The 17,766-nt window shown below is 67.3% G+C and carries 16 protein-coding genes; 2 read left to right on the forward strand and 14 right to left on the reverse strand.

Annotated features, from left to right (window positions below; translation table 11 throughout):
* Position 1: 1 nt before the first annotated feature.
* Genes HMPREF2581_RS28475 through HMPREF2581_RS28485 form a run of 3 tightly spaced genes read right to left on the reverse strand, consistent with a single transcriptional unit; the run spans position 2 to position 2,836 of the window.
* Positions 2-976 (reverse strand): thiamine pyrophosphate-dependent dehydrogenase E1 component subunit alpha, encoded by a 975-nt coding sequence (locus HMPREF2581_RS28475; RefSeq protein WP_003137541.1) that lies wholly within the window; start codon positions 974-976, stop codon positions 2-4.
* 22 nt (positions 977-998) lie between these two features.
* Positions 999-2,039 (reverse strand): ATP-NAD kinase family protein, encoded by a 1,041-nt coding sequence (locus HMPREF2581_RS28480; RefSeq protein ID WP_003137544.1) that lies wholly within the window; start codon positions 2,037-2,039, stop codon positions 999-1,001.
* Complete coding sequence (locus HMPREF2581_RS28485; RefSeq protein ID WP_003104791.1) at positions 2,036-2,836, reverse strand: SDR family NAD(P)-dependent oxidoreductase; 801 nt, start codon at positions 2,834-2,836, stop codon at positions 2,036-2,038. The genes HMPREF2581_RS28480 and HMPREF2581_RS28485 overlap by 4 nt, the downstream gene beginning before the upstream one ends.
* A gap of 331 nt (positions 2,837-3,167) precedes the next feature.
* Here HMPREF2581_RS28485 and HMPREF2581_RS28490 point away from each other — a divergent pair, with 331 nt between their 5' ends.
* A complete protein-coding gene (locus tag HMPREF2581_RS28490) occupies positions 3,168-5,045 on the forward strand; it encodes a sigma-54-dependent Fis family transcriptional regulator (RefSeq protein WP_003104795.1) in 1,878 nt (625 codons plus the stop codon).
* Between the two features lie 204 nt (positions 5,046-5,249).
* Entirely contained in the window at positions 5,250-5,861 is a 612-nt protein-coding gene (locus HMPREF2581_RS28495; RefSeq protein WP_003104796.1) for a LysE family translocator, read from the forward strand.
* Here the strand turns inward: HMPREF2581_RS28495 and HMPREF2581_RS28500 are convergent.
* The 11 genes from HMPREF2581_RS28500 to HMPREF2581_RS28550 form a co-directional block, all read right to left on the reverse strand.
* A complete protein-coding gene (locus tag HMPREF2581_RS28500; protein ID WP_003137545.1) occupies positions 5,848-6,738 on the reverse strand; it encodes a LysR family transcriptional regulator in 891 nt (296 codons plus the stop codon). The genes HMPREF2581_RS28495 and HMPREF2581_RS28500 overlap by 14 nt on opposite strands.
* Positions 6,739-6,833: 95 nt before the next feature.
* Positions 6,834-8,249 carry a TolC family protein gene (locus tag HMPREF2581_RS28505; protein ID WP_003118187.1) on the reverse strand — a complete coding sequence of 472 codons (1,416 nt, stop codon included), beginning with the start codon at positions 8,247-8,249 and terminating at the stop codon, positions 6,834-6,836.
* Complete coding sequence (locus tag HMPREF2581_RS28510; RefSeq protein WP_003137546.1) at positions 8,249-10,408, reverse strand: peptidase domain-containing ABC transporter; 2,160 nt, start codon at positions 10,406-10,408, stop codon at positions 8,249-8,251. The genes HMPREF2581_RS28505 and HMPREF2581_RS28510 overlap by 1 nt, the downstream gene beginning before the upstream one ends.
* 9 nt (positions 10,409-10,417) lie before the next feature.
* Positions 10,418-11,674 (reverse strand): HlyD family secretion protein, encoded by a 1,257-nt coding sequence (locus HMPREF2581_RS28515; RefSeq protein WP_003137547.1) that lies wholly within the window; start codon positions 11,672-11,674, stop codon positions 10,418-10,420.
* A 96-nt stretch (positions 11,675-11,770) separates the two neighbouring features.
* The gene (locus tag HMPREF2581_RS28520; protein WP_003111247.1) at positions 11,771-12,070 is read right to left on the reverse strand and encodes a type I secretion effector TesG; all 300 of its coding nucleotides are present in this window, start codon (positions 12,068-12,070) and stop codon (positions 11,771-11,773) included.
* A gap of 308 nt (positions 12,071-12,378) precedes the next feature.
* Positions 12,379-14,172, reverse strand: a complete 1,794-nt coding sequence (locus HMPREF2581_RS28525) for a cholesterol oxidase substrate-binding domain-containing protein (RefSeq protein ID WP_003137548.1) — start codon at positions 14,170-14,172, stop codon at positions 12,379-12,381.
* A gap of 131 nt (positions 14,173-14,303) precedes the next feature.
* On the reverse strand, positions 14,304-14,603 hold the full coding sequence (locus HMPREF2581_RS28530) for a hypothetical protein (RefSeq protein WP_003093477.1): 300 nt from the start codon (positions 14,601-14,603) through the stop codon (positions 14,304-14,306).
* Positions 14,604-15,399: 796 nt separating this feature from the next.
* Positions 15,400-16,449 (reverse strand): tyrosine-type recombinase/integrase, encoded by a 1,050-nt coding sequence (locus HMPREF2581_RS28535; RefSeq protein WP_003119024.1) that lies wholly within the window; start codon positions 16,447-16,449, stop codon positions 15,400-15,402.
* Positions 16,449-16,691 carry a DUF4224 domain-containing protein gene (locus tag HMPREF2581_RS28540; RefSeq protein ID WP_019396210.1) on the reverse strand — a complete coding sequence of 81 codons (243 nt, stop codon included), beginning with the start codon at positions 16,689-16,691 and terminating at the stop codon, positions 16,449-16,451. The genes HMPREF2581_RS28535 and HMPREF2581_RS28540 overlap by 1 nt, the downstream gene beginning before the upstream one ends.
* Positions 16,675-17,031 carry a hypothetical protein gene (locus HMPREF2581_RS28545; protein ID WP_003119025.1) on the reverse strand — a complete coding sequence of 119 codons (357 nt, stop codon included), beginning with the start codon at positions 17,029-17,031 and terminating at the stop codon, positions 16,675-16,677. Before HMPREF2581_RS28545 ends, HMPREF2581_RS28540 begins: the two co-directional genes overlap by 17 nt.
* Before the next feature lie 4 nt (positions 17,032-17,035).
* The coding region (locus tag HMPREF2581_RS28550) for a hypothetical protein (RefSeq protein WP_256565219.1) at positions 17,036-17,766 on the reverse strand (731 nt) is incomplete at its 5' end.

A 17,766-nucleotide genomic window follows, 5' to 3' on the forward strand; every position in this document is an offset into this window, starting at 1 on the left:
CTCAGGGATAGGACACGTAGACGTCGCGCAGCAGGTCGTCCGGCTCCGGCTTGGGATCGTTCTTCGCGCGCTGCACGGCATCCTCGATGCGCGCCTCGACCTCGGCGTCGATGGCGTCCAGGTCGCTGGCGGAGAGCAGGCCGGCGTGGCAGGTGCGTTCGCGGAACTGCTTGAGGCAGTCGCGGGTTTCCCGGTAGTGCTTTACTTCGTCGGGATCGCGGTAGGTCTGTGCGTCGCCCTCGAAGTGTCCGTAGTAGCGGGTCAGCTTGACTTCGATCAGCGACGGCCCCTCGCCGGCGCGGGCGCGCTCGATGGCGGCGCCGGCAGCCTCGTGGACGGCGAAGAAGTCGAAGCCGTCGACGGTCACCCCGGGCATGCCGAAACCGGCGGCGCGGTCGGCGATGTGGTCGCAGGCCACCGACCAGTTGGCCGCGGTGGCCTCGGCATAGCCGTTGTTCTCGGCGACGAACAGGCACGGCAGGTTCCACACCGCGGCCAGGTTCATCGCCTCGAACACCGCGCCTTCGTTGGAGCCGCCATCGCCGAAGAAGGCCACCGCCACCGCATCGCTGCCTTTCAGCTTGGCCGCCAGCGCGGCGCCGGCGGCCAGCGGCGCGCCGGCGCCGACGATTCCGTTGGCGCCGAGCATGCCTTTCTCCAGGTCGGCGATATGCATGGAGCCGCCCTTGCCCTGGCAGACCCCGGTCTTCTTGCCATAGATCTCCGCCATCATGCCGTGCACGTCTACGCCCTTGGCGATGCAGTGGCCGTGGCCGCGATGGGTGGAGGCGATGCAGTCGTCGTTGCGCAGGTGCGCCATCACGCCGGCGGCGGAGGCTTCCTCGCCGGCGTAGAGGTGGACGAAGCCGGGTATCTCGCCCGTGGCGAACTCGACGTGCAGGCGTTCCTCGAAGGCGCGGATGGTGCGCATCACGCGGTAGGCATGGAGCAGTTGGTCGGTGCTCAGAGTGGACATCTTGTTGTTCTCCAGGTTGTCTTCACGGGGTCATCGGGGTTCGCTGGCCGGCCAGCAGGCGATGGCGGGCGGCGTAGGCGAGGGTGGCCGGCACATCGACGCTGAACGGGTCGGAAGGGTCGAGGGTGATGCTCGGGCGGTCGGTGGCGCTGAACTCGATCTCGCGCTCTCCGTCCAGCGCCAGGGTCCCGCTGGACAGGCTCGGCGCGTGGGCCACGCCGGGTTGCAGGTAGCCGGCGGCAGAGACCCCGCAGCCCACCAGCAGGCCCGGCGCCAGCGGCACCAGCAGGCTCTCGCGGGCGTCCGGATGCAGGCGCATCCACGCGCCGTGGGGCTCCTCGCGGCTCACCGGCGACCACAGTCCGCAAAGCGCCGAAAGGCCGATGGCGTGGGGTTCGGCGAAGCTGACGAAGACTTCGGCGAGGTCTTCGGCGCGACTGATGGCGCGGGCGCCGATGAACGGCTGCGGCGACACCGCGACGTCCACCAGCGCCCACTCGCAGAGCCCGCGGCGCGGCTCGCGCACCAGCAGGCGCTTGTTGCGTCGCAGGCCGATCTCCGGCGGCACCCGGTTGCTGGCGCAGAGGCCGCCGGCGAGCCCCGCGCCGGTGGCTTCGCGCAGCTCCGGGAAGGCGTTGTTGGTCCCGGTGGACAGCGCCAGCAGGGGGACGTCGCCGACCTCGGCGGCCACTGCCTTGTGCGTGCCGTCGCCGCCGAGCACGGCGATCAGCGCCACGCCGCGCTCGACCATGCGCCGCGCCGCCAGGCGGGTATCCTCGACGCTCTGGCGCAGCGGCATGTCGAGGAACTCCAGGAACGGCCAGTGGCCGTCGCGGGCCTGGCGGGTCTGGCTGGCCCGGAGCACGGCGGCGGCGATGCCGGTCATGTCCGGCGGCAGCAACGCATGGCGGATGCCGGTGGCGCCGAAGGCGGCGAGCAGGCGTTGCACCACCGATGCCTTGTCGGTGCTGGAGTGCAGCCCGGCATGGGCGGTGAGGCGACGCAGGTCGCGACCGGAGGCCGGGTTGGCGATGATGCCGACGATCGGCGAGGGCGGGGTCATAGCGAGAATCCGCCGTCGACGGCGATGGCCTGGCCGGTGACGTGCGGCGCGCAGGCCAGGTAGACGACGAGCTGGCCCATGTCTTCGACGGTCTGCGCCTCACCCTGGGGCAGCAGGCTGGCCTGGTGGCGTTCCCAGGACTGCGCCTCGCTTTCGCCGGCCTGCCGCCAGCGGCCCGACAAGCCGTCCTCGCCGCGCCACATTCCGGTGCCGACGATTCCCGGGCAGAGCGCGTTGACCGTCACCCCGTCGCGCGCGACCTCCTTGGCCAGGGCATTGCTGAAACCGATCACGGCAAACTTCGAGGCACAGTAGTGGGCGAGGTCTGGGAGACCGACCTTGCCGGCGATCGATGACAGGTTGACGATCCGCCCCCAGCGCTGCGCCTGCATCAGCGGCAGTTCGGCCTGGCAGCAGAGGAACACGCCGCGGGCGTTGACGTTCATCACCCGGTCCCAGTCGGCGAGGCTGAGTTCGGCGACCTTGCGGATGCTGATCACCCCGGCATTGTTCACCGCCACGTCGAGCCGGCCGAACTCCGTGGCGACCCGCTCGACCATAGCCCGGACGCTGTCGCCGTCGCTGACGTCGACCCCAAGGGCCAGGCTGCGGCGACCGAGGCTGCGGATCGCGGCGGCGGTTTCCTCGGCGACCTGCGGATCGAGGTCGGCCACCGCCACGTCGGCGCCGGCGCGCGCCAGGGCGAGGGCGATGCCCCGGCCGATGCCGCGTCCGGCGCCGGTCACCAGCGCGACCCGGGAAGACAGGGAGAAATCGTCGGACGACGTAGCGTGCATGCTTCACCTCTGATTGTTCTTGTAGGTGTATGCGGCAGGGCGTTGGGAGGAGCGGACAGTCCGCCCTGCCGTCGCCGTGGCTGGAGCAAGGCCGATGCCAGGTTGCGGCGTGGCGGCCGGAAGGCCCGTCGTAGAGCGCCGGCATGGGAAGGCCGGCGACCGCCGGGGCGACGTCCGGCGAGACAACCCATGTCATCGCGCACGGGTTCCCGGCGAGACGCTGAGACGCTCCGTCTCAGTCGTCGGCTGTGGCGGCCCGGCGCTTGTCGAGGGTCGCCGATGGGCGCTTAATGGGCGGCACAACAACAAGATGCCGAGCAACGGAGGCCCCATGCTTTCCGCACACTCGAAGGACCATGTGGACTGTGTCAGCCGTGTCCTGAGGAACGCCGCGCGCCTGCCGCAGGCGCCGGTGCCGACGCCGATCCTCGACTCCTGGCGCCGCTCCATGGAGCAGCACCGTCTCGACCCGGGGTCCCTGCAAGGGCCGCGGATTCTCTCGCAGACCCTCCTCGACGAATGTCGCGAGCGTTCCGAACTGTTCCTGCGCATCGCCAGCGAAGAGGTGGCGCGACTGCATGGACGGGTGCGCGATGCCGACTACTGCGTACTGCTCACCGATGCCCAGGGGCGGACCATCGACTACCGTGTCGAGTCGACCATCCGCAACGACTGCCGCAAGGCCGGGCTGTACCTCGGCACCTGCTGGTCGGAAGGCGAGGAGGGCACCTGCGGGGTGGCCGCCGTACTCACCGACAGGACTGCGGTGACGGTGCACAAGCGCGATCACTTCCGTGCCGCCTTCATCGACCTGACCTGTTCCGCGGCGCCGGTCTTCGATCCGCAGGGGGAGTTGCTCGGTGTGCTCGACGTTTCCGCCGTGCAATCGCCGGACGACCGCCGTAGCCAGCATCTGATCCGGCAGATGGTGGCGCAGAGCGCGCGGGAGATCGAGAACGCCTTCTTCATGCACAGCGCCCAGGGCCATTGGGTGCTGCGCGCGCACCGTGCGCCGGGCTACGTCGACAGCCAGCCGGACTACCTGTTCGCCTGGGACGCCGATGGGCGCCTGCTGGCGTTGAACCCGGCGGCGCGGCACTACCTGCGGCAGCGCCTGGGGCAGGTGCCGAGCCACATCGGCGAGGTGTTCGACCTCGACGCCCTGCACGCCGCCGCTGACCAGGCGCCGTGCCTGCTGCGCGGCCAGGCCGGCGAGCTGCACGTGCGTCTCAGCGCGCCGCGGGCCAAGGCGCGGCGGCTGGAGCGCGAGGTGCCCGACGACGCTGCGCTCGACCCGCGCATCGCCGAAAGCCTGCGCCTGGCGGTGCGGGTCAAGGACCGCAACCTGCCGGTGCTGATCCAGGGCGAGACCGGCGCCGGCAAGGAGGTTTTCGCCCGCCAGTTGCACCAGGCCAGCGCCCGTCGCGACAAACCCTTCGTCGCGCTCAACTGCGCGGCGATTCCCGAAAGCCTGATCGAGAGCGAGCTGTTCGGCTACGTTGGCGGAGCCTTTACCGGCGCGGCGGCGAAAGGGATGCGCGGCCTGCTGCAGCAGGCCGATGGCGGTACCCTGTTCCTCGACGAGATCGGTGACATGCCGCTGGGCCTGCAGACCCGCCTGCTGCGCGTGCTGGCCGAGGGCGAGGTGGCGCCGCTGGGGGCTGCGCGCCGGCAGGCTGTGGATATCCAGGTGATCTGCGCCACCCACCGCGACCTGGCGGCGCTGGTGGCGGCCGGCGGCTTCCGCGAGGATCTCTACTTCCGCCTCGGCGGCGCCCGCTTCGAACTGCCGCCGCTACGCGAACGCAGCGACCGGCTGGCGCTGATCCGGCGCATCCTCGACGAGGAAACCGCGCACTGCGGCGTACGCATCGAACTCGGCGAGGCAGCCCTGGAATGCCTGCTCGGCTATCGCTGGCCGGGCAATGTCCGCCAGTTGCGGCATGTGTTGCGCTACGCCTGCGCGCTGTGCGGCGGCGCCACCCTGCAACTCGCCGACCTTCCGGCAGAGCTGCGTGGCGAAGGCCGGACACCGGCCAGTGCGTGCGAGAGCGGCGGCGGTCCGGAGCGCGACGCCCTGCTCGACGCCCTCGTGCGGCATCGCTGGAAACCCATGGCCGCGGCGCGGGAACTGGGTATCTCGCGAGCGACCCTGTATCGGCGGGTGCGCCGGCATGGCATCCGCATGCCGGGCCAGGCGGACGACTGAGGTGCGCCGGCGGCCGGCGCAGTCGTCAAGCGCGGAAAATCAAAACCAGCCGTGAGCCTTGCCCCGTTAATGCCGGTGGGCTTTCCCTGTAGCGTTCCGGGCAGCGGCGCAACCCGTTCGGTCGCGCCCCGCCAGGAGCCTACGGAGGAAACCCATGCCCGCCCCGCACCAGCCAGCCCGCAACCCGACCAGGGAGTTCGACCCATGCCGCTAGCCCTGCTGCTCGCCATGGGCGCGTTCTCCCTGAGCCTGTCGATTTCCCCCGGTCCGGTGAACCTGACCATCGTCGCTTCCGGCGCCAACCATGGTTTCCGCCGGACCCTGCCGTTCGTCACCGGCGCCACCCTCGGCTTCGTCCTGCTGCTGGCCTTCGTCGGCTTCTGGTTCGTCCGCGCGATCGAGGCCTACCCGCGCTTCTTCGACTACCTGGGGATGGCCGGCGCGGCGTTCATCGCTCATGTGGGCTACCGCATCGCCACCGCGGATCCACGCCTGGCCCTGGAGGAAAACGGGGTCCCCGGGTTCTTCCAGGGCGTGCTCCTGCAATGGCTCAATCCCAAGGCCTGGATCGCCTGCGCTTCCGGCGTGGCCTTGTTCGCCAGCCCGAGCACGCACGCGCCGCTGCTGGTCTTCATGGCCATCTACCTGGTGGTCTGCTACCTCTCGCTGGCCGCCTGGGCGCTGCTCGGTGACCGCGTGGCGCTGCTGCTCGACAGCCCCCGGCGGGTGCGCCTGTTCAATCGGGCGATGGGCGGCACCCTGGTGCTGACCGCCGGCTACATGCTCTACCTGCAGCTCGCCGCTAGCCCGGATTGAAGGCCTCGTAGAGGTGATTGATGAGGGTATAGGCGATGCTGCTGGCGGGTACGTTGGGCGGCCACACCGCATACACCTTCAACGGCTCCAGGCGCCATTCCGGCAGCACCGCGCGCAACTCGCCGCGACGGATCGGCTCGTCGCTCAGGTAGGTCGGCGGCGCGGCCAGGCCGACGCCGAGGCGGGCCAGGCGGCAGGAGGCTTCGACGCTGTCGACGCGCACCCGCGGGGTGTAGTCGACGCGTACCTCCTCGTCGTCCCGCGCATGACGGAATAGCCGGCTGTCGGGGCGCATGCCGAGCCCGATCCATTCCAGCCGCTGCAGGTCGCGCGGGTGTTCCAGCGGCGCGTGCCGGGCCAGGAATGCCGGCGCCGCCACTACCTGGCGCGGCAGCAGGAACAGGTGACGGGCCTTCAGCGAGCTGTCCGGCAGGTCGCCGATGCGGAAGGCGATGTCGATGCCGTCGCCGATGATGTCGTGGCGGCTGTCGTCGCAGGCGATGCCGAGGTCGAGGTCGGGATGCTCCTCGATGAAGGCTGCCAGGTGACGGGTGAAGTCGCCGTTGACGAACACCGCGGGCATCGAGATGCGCAGGCTGTTGCGGGTCGAGACGGCGCGCTGGCGGAACTCGATGAAGCCCTTCTCGTAGAGTTCCAGCATGGAGCGGGCGGTGTCCAGCAACTGCGTGCCGTCCTGGGTCAGCGACAGCTTGCGGCTGTTGCGGTAGAGCAGCGCACGGCCCAGGTTCCGTTCCAGCCTGGACAGGTGCAGGCTGGCGGTCGCGGCGCTCAGGCCCAGCGCCTCGGCGCCGCCGGAGACGGAGCCGGTCTCGGCGATCTTGGCGAATACGATCAGGTAGCGGATGTCGTCGATCATGCGGTCTCTCGTCGCGGGGGCTGGGTGCATCCTGCGCGATGGCGGCCAGCCGGACAAGCGCGAGAGGTAGAGGGCAGCGGCGCTTCCCGGGCTTTTCAGCGCAGGCTCCAGAAGCCCAGGCGACCGAGGCTGGCCGCCAGTCGCAGGCGCGAGGTCTGCCAGTTGCCGAGGGCACGGATGTGCTGGTCCTCGGCGCTGGCGTAGGCGGTCAGGGCGTTGAGCAGCTCGATCATGCTGCCGACCCCTGAGCGGTAGCGGCCCTGCACCACCTCCAGGCTTTGCCGCGACTGTTCGACCAGTTCGCGGGTGCGCGCCAGGCTGCGGGTCTCGACGCTGAGCGACTGGTAGTTGTTCCACACCTCCAGCGAAACCTGCTGCTCGGTGTCGGCCAGCTCCGCTTCGCTGGCCTCGCGGCGGGCCAGGGCGTTGCGGACCTGGTAGGTGCGTTCGAAGCCTTCGAACAACGGGATGTTCAGTTGCAGGCCGATGCTGCGGTCGCGTTCGCGGGTATCGCCGTTGAAGGCCATCGCCTGGTCGCTATGGCTGCGTGCCAGGTTGGCGCTCAGCGCCAGGCTCGGCCGGCCGGCGGCGCGGCTTTCCTCCACCGAGGCGGCGGCGGCCTTCAGCCGCGCCTGGGCGGCGAGCAGTGCCGGATGCTCGCGGCGGGCTTCGGCGAGCATCTCGTCGATGGCCTTGACGAAGCCGGTGTCGGGTTGCGCCTCCAGCTCGCCGGAGAGGCGCAGCGGGGTATCCGGCGCCAGGCCCATGCGCAGGGCGATGACGCCGAGGGCGTTGCTCAGGGCGCCTTCGTCGCGGACCTGGGCGAGGCTCGCCTGGGACAGCGCGGTCTGCGCCTGCAGGCGATCGGAAAGGGCGGCGGCGCCGGCCCGGTACTTGGCGTCGGCGGCTTCCAGGTTCTGCGCCGCCAGCTCCGCGACCTGCCGCGAGGCGGCCAGGCTGCGCTGGGCGGCGAGGGCGTCGTAGTAGGCCTGGGCGGCGAGGGCGAAGGTGTTCTGCAGGGTCGCGTCCTGGCTGGCGTTGGCTGCCAGCAGCAACTGCTGGGCGTTGCGCAGGGCGGCGCTGCGGCGGCCGAAGTCGAACAGCACCCAGCTCAATTGGAGGCTGGCGCCGCGCCGGTGGCGATGGCCGTCGCCGGAGAGGTAGGGGGCATCGCGATAATCCATGTCGCTGTAGCCGCGACTGGCGTCGAGACGGCCGTCCAGGCGCGGCAGGTAGGCGGACTTGCCGATCCCGACCTGGGCCGCCTGGGCCTTGGCATTGGCCCAGGCGAGGCGGGTCTGCGGGTCGTGGCAGAGGATCCGCTCGATGGCTTCCTCCAGGCTCAGCTCGGTCGGTGGCGGCCCGCCGCGGCAGGGCAAACCGCTGCCGCCGAGGTCGTAGACCGCCTGGCCGGCGACCTGGCCGGCGGTGCCGAACACGTCCGGCTCGTAGGCGGCGGCGCCGGGAACCAGGCCGAGCAGGCCGCACAACAGGCCGGCGAGGGCACGCATCAGGCCTGCTCCCGCGCCGCGGCGGCCTGGCGTTCGGCCAGGCGCGCGGTGCTTTCGTCGAGGCTTACCTTGCCCTGGCCGAGGACTATCACGCGGTCCGCCGAGGCGATGGTCTCGGGCCGATGGGCGACCATGATGCGGGTGATGCGCAGCGCGCGAATGGCGGCGTTGACCCGCTGTTCGCAGTGTACGTCGAGGTGGCTGGTGGCTTCGTCGAGGAACAGGATGCGCGGCTTCTTGTACAGCGCCCGGGCCAGCATCACCCGCTGCTTCTGGCCGCCGGAGAGCACCGTGCCCATGTCGCCGACCAGGGTGTTGTAGCCCATCGGCATGGCCTGGATGTCATCGTGGATGGCAGCCATCTGCGCGCACTGCAGCAGCCAGGGCATGTCCGGCTGCGGGTCGAAGAAACTGATGTTGTCGCTGAGCGAACCGGCGAACAGCACGTCGTCCTGCAGCACCGTGCCGACCAGTTCGCGCAGGCCGTCCAGGCCCAGTTGCGCAAGGTCCAGGCCGGCCATGCGGATCTGTCCCCCCACTGGCGGGAGGATGCCCAGCAGGACGTTGAGCAGGGTGCTCTTGCCGCAGCCCGAGGGGCCGACGATGGCCACCGACTCACCGCCGGCGATGCGCAGGTCGAGGCCGTCGAGGACCCAGGGCTCCTGTTCCGCGTAGCGGTAGCGCAGGCCCTGGATCTCGATGCTCGCCTCGCGATCGCGGAGGTTCTCCGGGAGGATGTCGCCGTGGCTGACCTCCGGGGCCTGGAGGACGATGTCGGCCAGGCGCTCGCCCTGCAACTGGAGCATGCGCAGCTCGAAGAACTTGTCGATCAGGCTGCCGACGCGGCTGTCGAACTGCGACTTGTAGGCGTTGAAGGCCATCAGGATGCCGACGCTGAACTGACCGTCCATCACCATGGTCGCGCCGAGCCAGATCACCAGCAGGTTCTCCACGCCGAACAGCAGGCCGTTGAGCTGCTGGTAGAACAGTTGCAGCTTCTGCGTACGCAGGCCGGCGTTGATCTGTTCCACCAGCAGGCCGAGCCATACCGAGCGGCGCTCGTCCTGGCGCTGGAACAGCTTCAGCGGGCGGATGCCGCGCACCGTCTCGAGGAAGTGGCTCTGCTGCCGCGCGGCGTGGACGATCTGCTCCTCGGTGGCGTTGCGCAACGGCCGGTACCAGATCCAGCGGCCGAGGGCGTAGAGGCTCATGGCGGCGATGGCGATGGCCGCCAGCGGCGGACTGTAGAGCAGCATCATGCCGAGGGTGGCGACGGTCATCAGGCCGTCCAGCACCGCCGAGAGGAAGGCCGCGGTGAGGGTCTGCTGGATGCTGTTCACCGCGCCGAAGCGCGACACCACGTCGCCCAGGTGGCGCTTCTCGAAATACTGCGCGGGCAGCCGCAGCAGGTGGCTGAAGACGTTGGCCTGCCACTGCACGCCGAGCAGGGTGCTCATGTGCATCATCACCCAGGCGCGCACCCCGCTGACCGCCTGCTGCATCAGCAGCAACAGGCCGAAGCCGATGGCCAGGGTGCTGAGCAGGTCACGGTCTTCGCTGACGATGACGTTGTCGATGGTCCATTGCAGGAAGAACGGACTGATCAGCGAGAACACTTCCAGCGCGCCGGCGAGCAGCAGCACCTGGGCCAGCGAGCGGTACAGCCCGGTGACCTTGCCGAGCATGCCCAGCAGCTTGATCCGCGGCGGCGCCTCCTGTTTCTCGAAGCCGCTCTCCGGCCAGAATTCCAGGGCTACCCCGGTGAAGCTCCGCGAGACTTCCTCCAGGCCCAGCCGGCGCTGGCCGTGGGCGGGGTCGTGGAGCACCGCGCCGCGCCCGTCGACCGCCTTGAGCACGACGAAGTGGTTGAAGTTCCAGTGCAGCACGCAGGGCAGCTTGAGCTTGCCGAGGTCGCCGAGGTCGAGCTTCACCGCGCGGGTGCCCAGGCCGAGGCGGTGGGCGGTCTGGATCAGTTGCTTGAGGGAGATGCCCTTGAGCGATACGGAGAAGCGCCGGCGCAGTTCCATCAGGCCGGTATGGTGGCCGTGGTAGCCGGCGATCATCGCCAGGCAGGCCAGGCCGCATTCGGTGGCTTCGGTCTGCAGCACCAGCGGCAGGCGGCGGCCCAGGCGCAGGGCGAGAGCGTCGAGAAAGGCCATGGGTCGTTCCTAGAGTTTGCCGGTCAGGCTGTAGAGCGGTTCAAGCACCCATTCGTAGAGGCGCCGGGTGTCCTGGAGGATGTCGGCGTCCAGCAGCATGCCGCTCTGCAGCGGACGCGGCTGGCCGTAGGCGGTCACCGCCTGGTCGTCGAGGGTTACCCGCAGCCGGTACAGCTGCTCGCCATCCTGGCCGAGCCCCGGTACGCCGCCGACCATGCTGGAAAGCTCGGCATAGGAGACGCTGGCGCGGGAGATCGACTGCACCTTGCCGTGGTACTGGCCGAACTTCTGGTACGGATAGGCCTGGTAGCGGATCAGCACCGCGTCGCCCGGCCGGATGAAACCGATGGACTTGCTCGGCGCGTAGAGTTCGGCCTGCAACGGGGTGTCGGCGGGAACGATGCTCAGCAGCGGACGCGAGCTGTCGACGGTCTGCCCGGCTTCGGCGAGCACGGCGGTGGCGATGCCGCTCTCCGGCGCGGTGACCAGCAAGGTGCGCTTGGCTTCGCTTTCGGCCAGGTCCTGCTCCACCGCGCTGAGCTGGCGGCGGGTTTCAGCGAGCTGGTTGGCCTGGCGCGCGGAAAGCCCGGCGAGTTCGTTGCGGCGCTCGGTCAACTGCTGCCGCAGCGACGTGCGTTCGCGCTCCAGGCCTTGCAGGGTCTGGCGCTGGCCGAGCAGCTCGGCCTGGCGCTGCTGCAACTGGTCCATGGAGATGTAGCCCTTGTCCATCAGCCCCTGGTAGCGCGCGGCGGCGTCGCTGGCCAGCGCCAGCAGGCGTTGCTGGCTGTCGGTCTGGGCGGCGAGGGTGGTCAGTTCGCGCTGCAGGCTGGCGACCTTGCTGGTCAGGCTGTCGCGCTCGTCGTCTTGCAGGCGGCGAAGCTTTTCCAGTTCGTCGCGCAGGGAGTCGCGGCGTTGTTCCAGGCGCCTGCTGATACCGGCCTGCACCGGGCCGGCATCGCTGCCGTAGCGTTCGCTGGAAAGCACCATCAGGCGCTCGCCACGTCGTACCGCCTGGCCTTCCTGGACGAACTTGCGCAGCACGATGCCGGCCTGCGGCGCGTGCACCTTGACCTGGCCGCTGGCGGGAACCAATTGGCCGCTGACGGTGCTGCGCTTGGTGTAGCTGCCGAACAGGAAGAAGCCCACCACCAGCAGCGCCATCGCCGCGGCCAGCAGGGTGAGAAAAGTGAAGGAGACCGGGCGGATCAGCACGATCTCGCCCAGGGCGCCGGCATGCTGGGCGTCGAGGGCTTCCTGGCGAAACATGGTGGCTGGATCCTGGATTCGAATAATACTTGCATGACACTCCGACACCCTTGCGAAAGTTCAAACGCATGAAGTGCCGGAGTGCGACTTTTCTAATTAGATGGTGGTGCGGCCTACATCACCGGGACCGAAGTTTTCCCGGTATTGGCCCAAGTAACCGACAGCCGTTTCCGCATTGGTGAAGAGACCGACCGTGCCCCCGGCAATAGCGCCCATCGCGGTTGGCACGACCAGGCCGACCAACTGGGAAAGTGCGCCGAAGCCGAAGCCGCCGGCACCGCCCCATTTCCCACCGATTGCCATGCCCGTCGCGGCGCCGTCGACGGCGCCTACGATCATGCCGGAAAGAGTTCCACCCGAAACGCAGGTGACTTCAATGTCATTGAGTTCTTTCATTTCATATATCTCCTTTAGGCTTCCCATGAGTCTGGAAAGCCATTCGATGGTACTAATCCGAAAGAGTGGAATGAACTGCCAGGATTAGCGGTTTTTCATGGGCTCGATAATTCGTTTGACAATGAGTTTCAATATTCGGCGGATGAAGGTTTGCCACTCCGGGTAAACTTTGCGAATGATTAAGGCCGGTTCGTGCGACACCTCGATAAGACCTGTTGAACAAGTCAACGCCGTATCGAGGGCTCATTCATATCGGCTCCGGCGAACCGCTCTTCGTCCGAGTCAGTACGGCCTCGCATAGCGGCATTTCATGGCATCAGCCGGTCGAGCAGCGGCGAGCTGAACAGCCGATGCGGATCGGCTTCGTTCAACTGGCGCGCCGCGGCGTCCCAATCGTTGTCTGCGACCAGGCCTTGGCGTAGCGACTGCGCCACCAACTGGTCGACCACCGTCGGCTCGGCCCAGGCGGCGGTGGGGCTGTAGCCCCAGCCCTTGCTCCACTCCACCCGCAGCGAGGCGTAGTCGCCGCTGAAGTGGTCGAACAGCCAGGCCTCGAACTCGTGGTAGAAGGCGTTGGCCTGCGGAGTGCCGGGCAGGCTGAGGATGTCCAGCCAGATCGCCGTGTCCCATTCCGGCTGGTCGGGGCGCGGACGGATCGCCGACAGACTGGGCACCTGGGCGCCGGGAACGATCGACTCGCCGGGCTGGTCGAGCCCGCTGACGCGAATCTCCACCGGGCCGTTCATGGGGTAGTGGCCGTTGGCGCGGTAGGCGGCGACCATCGTCTGGTACTGCAGGTAGAACTCGTTGATCACCCGCTGCACGTCGCGACGCCGGGTCAGCACCGCGTAGCCGTTGGCGGTGACGCGCAGGGTGCTGGGCTTGATGTACAGCAGCAGGTCCTTGCTCCAGCCCCAAAGGTCGTAGCCCAGGGTCAGCGCCATGCCGCCCACTACCAGGTCGTACTGCAGCTTGCCGAGCAGCGGGGTGAGTTCCGGGTGGCCGGTATTGATCGCCGCCAGCAGGTCGGACAGCGCCTTGGGAATGTTGTCGGAGAAGGGGTAGTTGAACGGGCCGTTGACCGCGCGGGCACCGAACGGGCAGCGCGGGGTCGGCGTCCAGACCTTCAGCCAGGGCTTGTCGGTGAAGGGGAACCAGATGGCCTCGGCGCGTCCGCTCTTTTGCAGGAAGCTGTCGAAGGTCCTTCCGCCGCTGCCGGCCGCGGCGAACATCTCGCTCGCCGGGATGTTCACGTAGCTCTGGCAGCGCATGCGCTTGTTGACCCCGGCCTGGAGGGTCGCCTCGACGATGAAGGCGCGTCCGAGGTGGACGAGGAACGGCGCGCAGGCCGGATCGTCGCGGCGGAAGGTCTTCAGCACGTATTGTCCGGCGGCGCCGTCCCAGACCACCGCGGTCAGCGCCACGATGCTGTTGCTCAGGGAGCCGTAGCTCTGCCCCGGCAGGCGGCTTTCGCCCTGCGCCGGGATGCCGGTGCCGTGGCCGTCGATGGCGAGCACCCCGCCGAGGGTCAGGTCGCCCGGCGCCGGCGTGGCGACGAAGCCGAGCTTGACCCGCTCCAGCTGTTTCAGCAGGGCTTCCATGGTGACGCCGGTCTGCGCGCTGAACAGGCCGAACTCGCCCTGGGCGTCGATCCGTACGCGGGTCAGGTAACGGCTGGTTTCCACCAGCATGATGCGGCTCTCGCAGTTCTCGCCGCCTTTCAGCAGCAGCGGGGACCAGTTGTGACCCATGCCGCGCGGGCGCACCTTGAAGCCGTTCTGCCAGGCCCAGTTGACCACCGCGAGAACCTCTTCGTTGGTGCGCGGGGCGCAGCTCCAGAGGTCGTCGGCGGCGATTTCCCCCGACCAGTTGCGGAACGCCCGCCGATAAAGTTCGAGGCCGGCCGGAAAGCCTGCCGGCGCCGGACAGCTGCTGGCGGCGGCTTCGGCGGGCTGGATGACGAAGGCCGGGGTCCAGCCGGCCACCAGGCCGACCGCGCCGAGCGTGGCACTCTTGCCGAGGAAGCTGCGGCGCGACAGACCGCCGGACTCCTGGTCGGGATCGTCGACGAAGGCGTCGGCTTGCTGGATGGGGTCGTGCATGGCGGTTCTCCTGATCGGGGCGCTGGTCGCCCCTTCCCGGTTGCCGGGTCCTTGGTCGCCGCCGGGGGCGCCCAGGCCTCCGGCGACTGGGGAGGCCCGCTCCGCGACGGGAGCGGGCCGAGGTCCTGGGATCAGGTCCACTCGGTGTCGTAGTGGTAATCGATACGGCTGGTATCGCCGCCGAGCAGGCCGCCGACCGCGGCGACGCCCTTGAACACGCCGTAGCCGAGGGTGTCGGCCAGTTGATGGATGGGGGTCAGGCCGACGGCGTTGAACACCTTGCCGACCGAAGAGATGACCGACGTGTTGAGCAGGTCGTTGGACACCTTGACCACATCGACGATGGCATCGCCGACGAAGCTGAAGAGTCCGGCGCCCGATACCTGGTCGATTTCATCGAAGCTCAGTTCCTGAAGTGTGGCGAGTTGCATGGCGCTATTCCTTCATCAATCAAGTTTTGAGCGATAGCCGGCCCTCTCGCATAAACATCGGTTTGCGAAGATAGAGTGACTATCGGTTGCCAGCCGCTCTGGAAAAGTACTTTGCCGGCTGGTCGCTGAAAATTACTGATCTGCCGGCGAGAGTGTCAATCTGGGAAGTTGATAGGGTGAACTTGGAATATCCATGTTAGGCAAATGACGCCGATATTTTGTCAGTGGAATTGGTCGATGTTTTTTCGAATGCCGCGATAAGCATCTGGATATTGCTGATCCATTGATATTCGTGGGTGCTGGGAAGCGGTTCGCTATTTTTACGAGATGATGCGCCAATCCAGAAAAGTATCGAATTATTGCTTTCGGAAAAAATTCAACTGCCTTGCTGATAGGTTTCTTCCGGTCGAGTTATTGAAGTACACGTCCGGTCGGGCGTTGTTTTTCAAAGTAGAGAAACCGGCGTCATAAATTTGTGCGGATAACTGGCGGGTAAACTTTCCCAGGCTGCGCTTCTGTTGCGAGGAAGTGCCTCGGTTCGTGTCGAGGCGCTTTCCAGCCTTGACAGCCCGGCACAGGCGCGTAGAGTGCCGCGCATGAATCGTGCAGCCCTGACCTTCAAGCGCTATTACGCCTATCTGCTCCCTCATTGAGGCGGTAGATGCGTCGCTGCATTCCCGAACCGCCCGAGGCGGCGGTCCGGTGATCTTCTGCCTTATGTTTGATTTTCTATGTGTATCAGTAGCTTAAGACTGATCGTTTCCACAAATTTTGTCTTCGTTTCCGCAATTCATGCCTATCTAACGGGGTTCACGGCCTTCCCGATCCGGCGGTAGACGCGTTTTGTGATCTCCTGGGTCGTGTGTCCGAGCAGGTCTGAGGCGTCGGCCAGGCTCTCGATATCGGAGGCCGCCTTGGGGCGAATGTCCCGGAACTGGAACTGCATGATCTCCCTGGCCAGATCTTGGTCACCCGCCTTGATCGCTTCCTCGGCTGCGGACTTGCGCGCGGTATCGAACCTGGTGCGAAGCATCTTCTCTGTCATCGGCTGGCCCTTCTCGTTGGTGACCAGCGCCGGAGAGTCGGAGGTGATCGACTCGATCAGGCGGCCGAGCTGCGTCATCTGCCCGTCGGCGCGGCGAAGCCGTATCCGGAGCTTGCGCGACGTCTTGTTCTGCCCCACCAGCAGGTAGTCCCCGGAAACGTCGCTCTTGCGCAGTTTCCTCACGTCAGCCGGACGCTGGCCTGTCAAGTACGCGAGGTCCATCGTCACCCGCAGATCGTCCGGCGCTTTCTCGTAGAGCGCCTTCCACACCTCGTCCGTGACGTACACATCGCGCGGCTGCTCCTTGTTCTTCTTCACCCCGCGACAGGGGTTTTCCATGCTGGTGATGCCCCACTCCCTGGCCATGTTGTAGGCGAAGGAAAGCAGGGTGATCTCCCTATTCGCTCGAACCTTGGCCGTCCTGGCGTCTCGGTACTGAGCGATGGTGCTCGGCGTAATGTCCTCTACCGGGGCTTCGTCAAAGGCGCCCAGCAGTTGGCGGATCATCTTCGAATACTCTTTCTGGGTCTTCGGCGCCTTCGTCGGAACCACGTCCCGCTCGAACCTGCGCAACAGGTCGCCGACGGTCCGAGTGGTTGGCGGCACGGCCTTTCTCTCCAGCTTCGCCCACTTCTCCCGAGCCTCATCCAAGTCCGTGCCCAGCGGGATCTCCCTGCGCCTCCCCTCAGCATCCCGCCCGTCGTAGTAGTAGCCGACCCAGACCTTTCCTGACTTCATCGTCCGGGTACGCTTGATCATGCGAGGCGGCAGGCCCCGGTTCTTGTTGCTCCGCGGTCTCATCATCTAACCCTGGACAGGTCCAGGCTCCACTTTTCGGTTGCTTCCATCGTCGGCTTCACGCCGGCCAGCTTCAGGCGGGCATATACGCGCCCAACTATTGGGCGGTTCGCCGCGGTCACGGCGTACTTCCAGCCGTACCTGTTCAGCCACTCGATCTGCTTGCTCGGGTACTCGCGCCCAGTCAGCTCGGCGACTTCCTCTTCGGACAGGAACTCGGATACGGGGCTAGTCGAGCTTCCCATTCCCTATCTCCTCTTCGTTGCGCGCTACGGCCAGGCGTTGCGGTGCTTCGTGCCGCCTGCGGGCAACCAACTCACCGTCAACCACCTCGGCCGGTTCTTCCAGGCACACCTTCTCCAGGGCCTTGAGCGCAGCGCGGATGTAATTCGGTACGGCTACTGACTTTTGGTAGTGCTCAAGCAGCCGCTGCTTGCCGTCCTCCGTCACGCATTGGAAGTGGTCGAGAGCCTCTTTGGCGGTAGTGACGATTTCCTCTGGCTCTGCTCCTACCTCGCAACGAACCCAACCGATCAGGCGGCGCAGGTGGTTCATCTCGGCCCGGGTCAGCCGGCGCGCGGTCATCTGCCTACTCACCAATCACCTCCGGCTTTCGCTCAACCGTGCGGATCGATCCGTCCTGGCTGTGGACGGTGAGTGCGGGCCGCCGAATCTGCACCGTTCCATCTGGCGCCATCTCCTGCCGCGGGGCGCCGTAGAAAGGGCCGCCCGGGGCGAACGGGTCAGGGATGGCCGACGGATTTTCAAGCAAGAACTTCTGGAACAGGTTCTGGACCGCTGCGGTAAGGGGCCCCGTGTTCCCTCGGTTGGAGCGGCCGCTCTTGTGGTCTGCGCTGTCCTCGAACTCCCCACCAATCCAGAGCAGGCCGCCAACGACTCCGGCGTCGCCCGCGCAGACCTCGGCAGCCTCGGCACGGTGGGCATGATTCACCCCCAGGAGATCGCACAGATCGTCGAACGACAGGGCCTGCTCGATCATGGCTGAGTTTTCGATAAGCCAGGCACCGCTCTCCTCCATGGCTTGTCTCGCAGCTCTGGTGCGATCCAGATATGCCGCTCGCTCGCGCTCAAGCGCCTGCTCGGTGAACGGCATGCCCTTGAGGAGCCTCCGACACACTTGGCGATACTCGGCGAAGCTGGTGTTGCGATCGGCACACACCGCGCGGACGAACATCCGGAGGGCCGCCAAACGGACGCGCAGGTTACGGCGACTGTCGGCGTAGATATCGATCAGCCTGTGCAACGTTGCGCCCTTCATGACCGGTTCTCCTTGTTCGTGTCGCAGATCCGCAGGTCGAC

Source organism: Pseudomonas sp. HMSC057H01 (assembly GCF_001836405.1).
GTDB classification, from domain to species: domain Bacteria; phylum Pseudomonadota; class Gammaproteobacteria; order Pseudomonadales; family Pseudomonadaceae; genus Pseudomonas; species Pseudomonas aeruginosa.

What these genes read in the sequence shown, in the direction of transcription:
- HMPREF2581_RS28490 (WP_003104795.1), top strand. Translation starts at nt 3,168, where the DNA reads ATGCTTTCCGCACACTCGAAGGACCATGTGGACTGTGTCAGCCGTGTC.
- HMPREF2581_RS28495 (WP_003104796.1), top strand. Translation starts at nt 5,250, where the DNA reads ATGCCGCTAGCCCTGCTGCTCGCCATGGGCGCGTTCTCCCTGAGCCTG.
- HMPREF2581_RS28480 (WP_003137544.1), bottom strand. Translation starts at nt 2,039, where the DNA reads ATGACCCCGCCCTCGCCGATCGTCGGCATCATCGCCAACCCGGCCTCC.
- HMPREF2581_RS28530 (WP_003093477.1), bottom strand. Translation starts at nt 14,603, where the DNA reads ATGCAACTCGCCACACTTCAGGAACTGAGCTTCGATGAAATCGACCAG.
- HMPREF2581_RS28535 (WP_003119024.1), bottom strand. Translation starts at nt 16,449, where the DNA reads ATGAGACCGCGGAGCAACAAGAACCGGGGCCTGCCGCCTCGCATGATC.
- HMPREF2581_RS28505 (WP_003118187.1), bottom strand. Translation starts at nt 8,249, where the DNA reads ATGCGTGCCCTCGCCGGCCTGTTGTGCGGCCTGCTCGGCCTGGTTCCC.
- HMPREF2581_RS28545 (WP_003119025.1), bottom strand. Translation starts at nt 17,031, where the DNA reads ATGACCGCGCGCCGGCTGACCCGGGCCGAGATGAACCACCTGCGCCGC.
- HMPREF2581_RS28510 (WP_003137546.1), bottom strand. Translation starts at nt 10,408, where the DNA reads ATGGCCTTTCTCGACGCTCTCGCCCTGCGCCTGGGCCGCCGCCTGCCG.
- HMPREF2581_RS28515 (WP_003137547.1), bottom strand. Translation starts at nt 11,674, where the DNA reads ATGTTTCGCCAGGAAGCCCTCGACGCCCAGCATGCCGGCGCCCTGGGC.
- HMPREF2581_RS28540 (WP_019396210.1), bottom strand. Translation starts at nt 16,691, where the DNA reads ATGGGAAGCTCGACTAGCCCCGTATCCGAGTTCCTGTCCGAAGAGGAA.
- HMPREF2581_RS28520 (WP_003111247.1), bottom strand. Translation starts at nt 12,070, where the DNA reads ATGAAAGAACTCAATGACATTGAAGTCACCTGCGTTTCGGGTGGAACT.
- HMPREF2581_RS28525 (WP_003137548.1), bottom strand. Translation starts at nt 14,172, where the DNA reads ATGCACGACCCCATCCAGCAAGCCGACGCCTTCGTCGACGATCCCGAC.
- HMPREF2581_RS28475 (WP_003137541.1), bottom strand. Translation starts at nt 976, where the DNA reads ATGTCCACTCTGAGCACCGACCAACTGCTCCATGCCTACCGCGTGATG.
- HMPREF2581_RS28500 (WP_003137545.1), bottom strand. Translation starts at nt 6,738, where the DNA reads ATGATCGACGACATCCGCTACCTGATCGTATTCGCCAAGATCGCCGAG.
- HMPREF2581_RS28485 (WP_003104791.1), bottom strand. Translation starts at nt 2,836, where the DNA reads ATGCACGCTACGTCGTCCGACGATTTCTCCCTGTCTTCCCGGGTCGCG.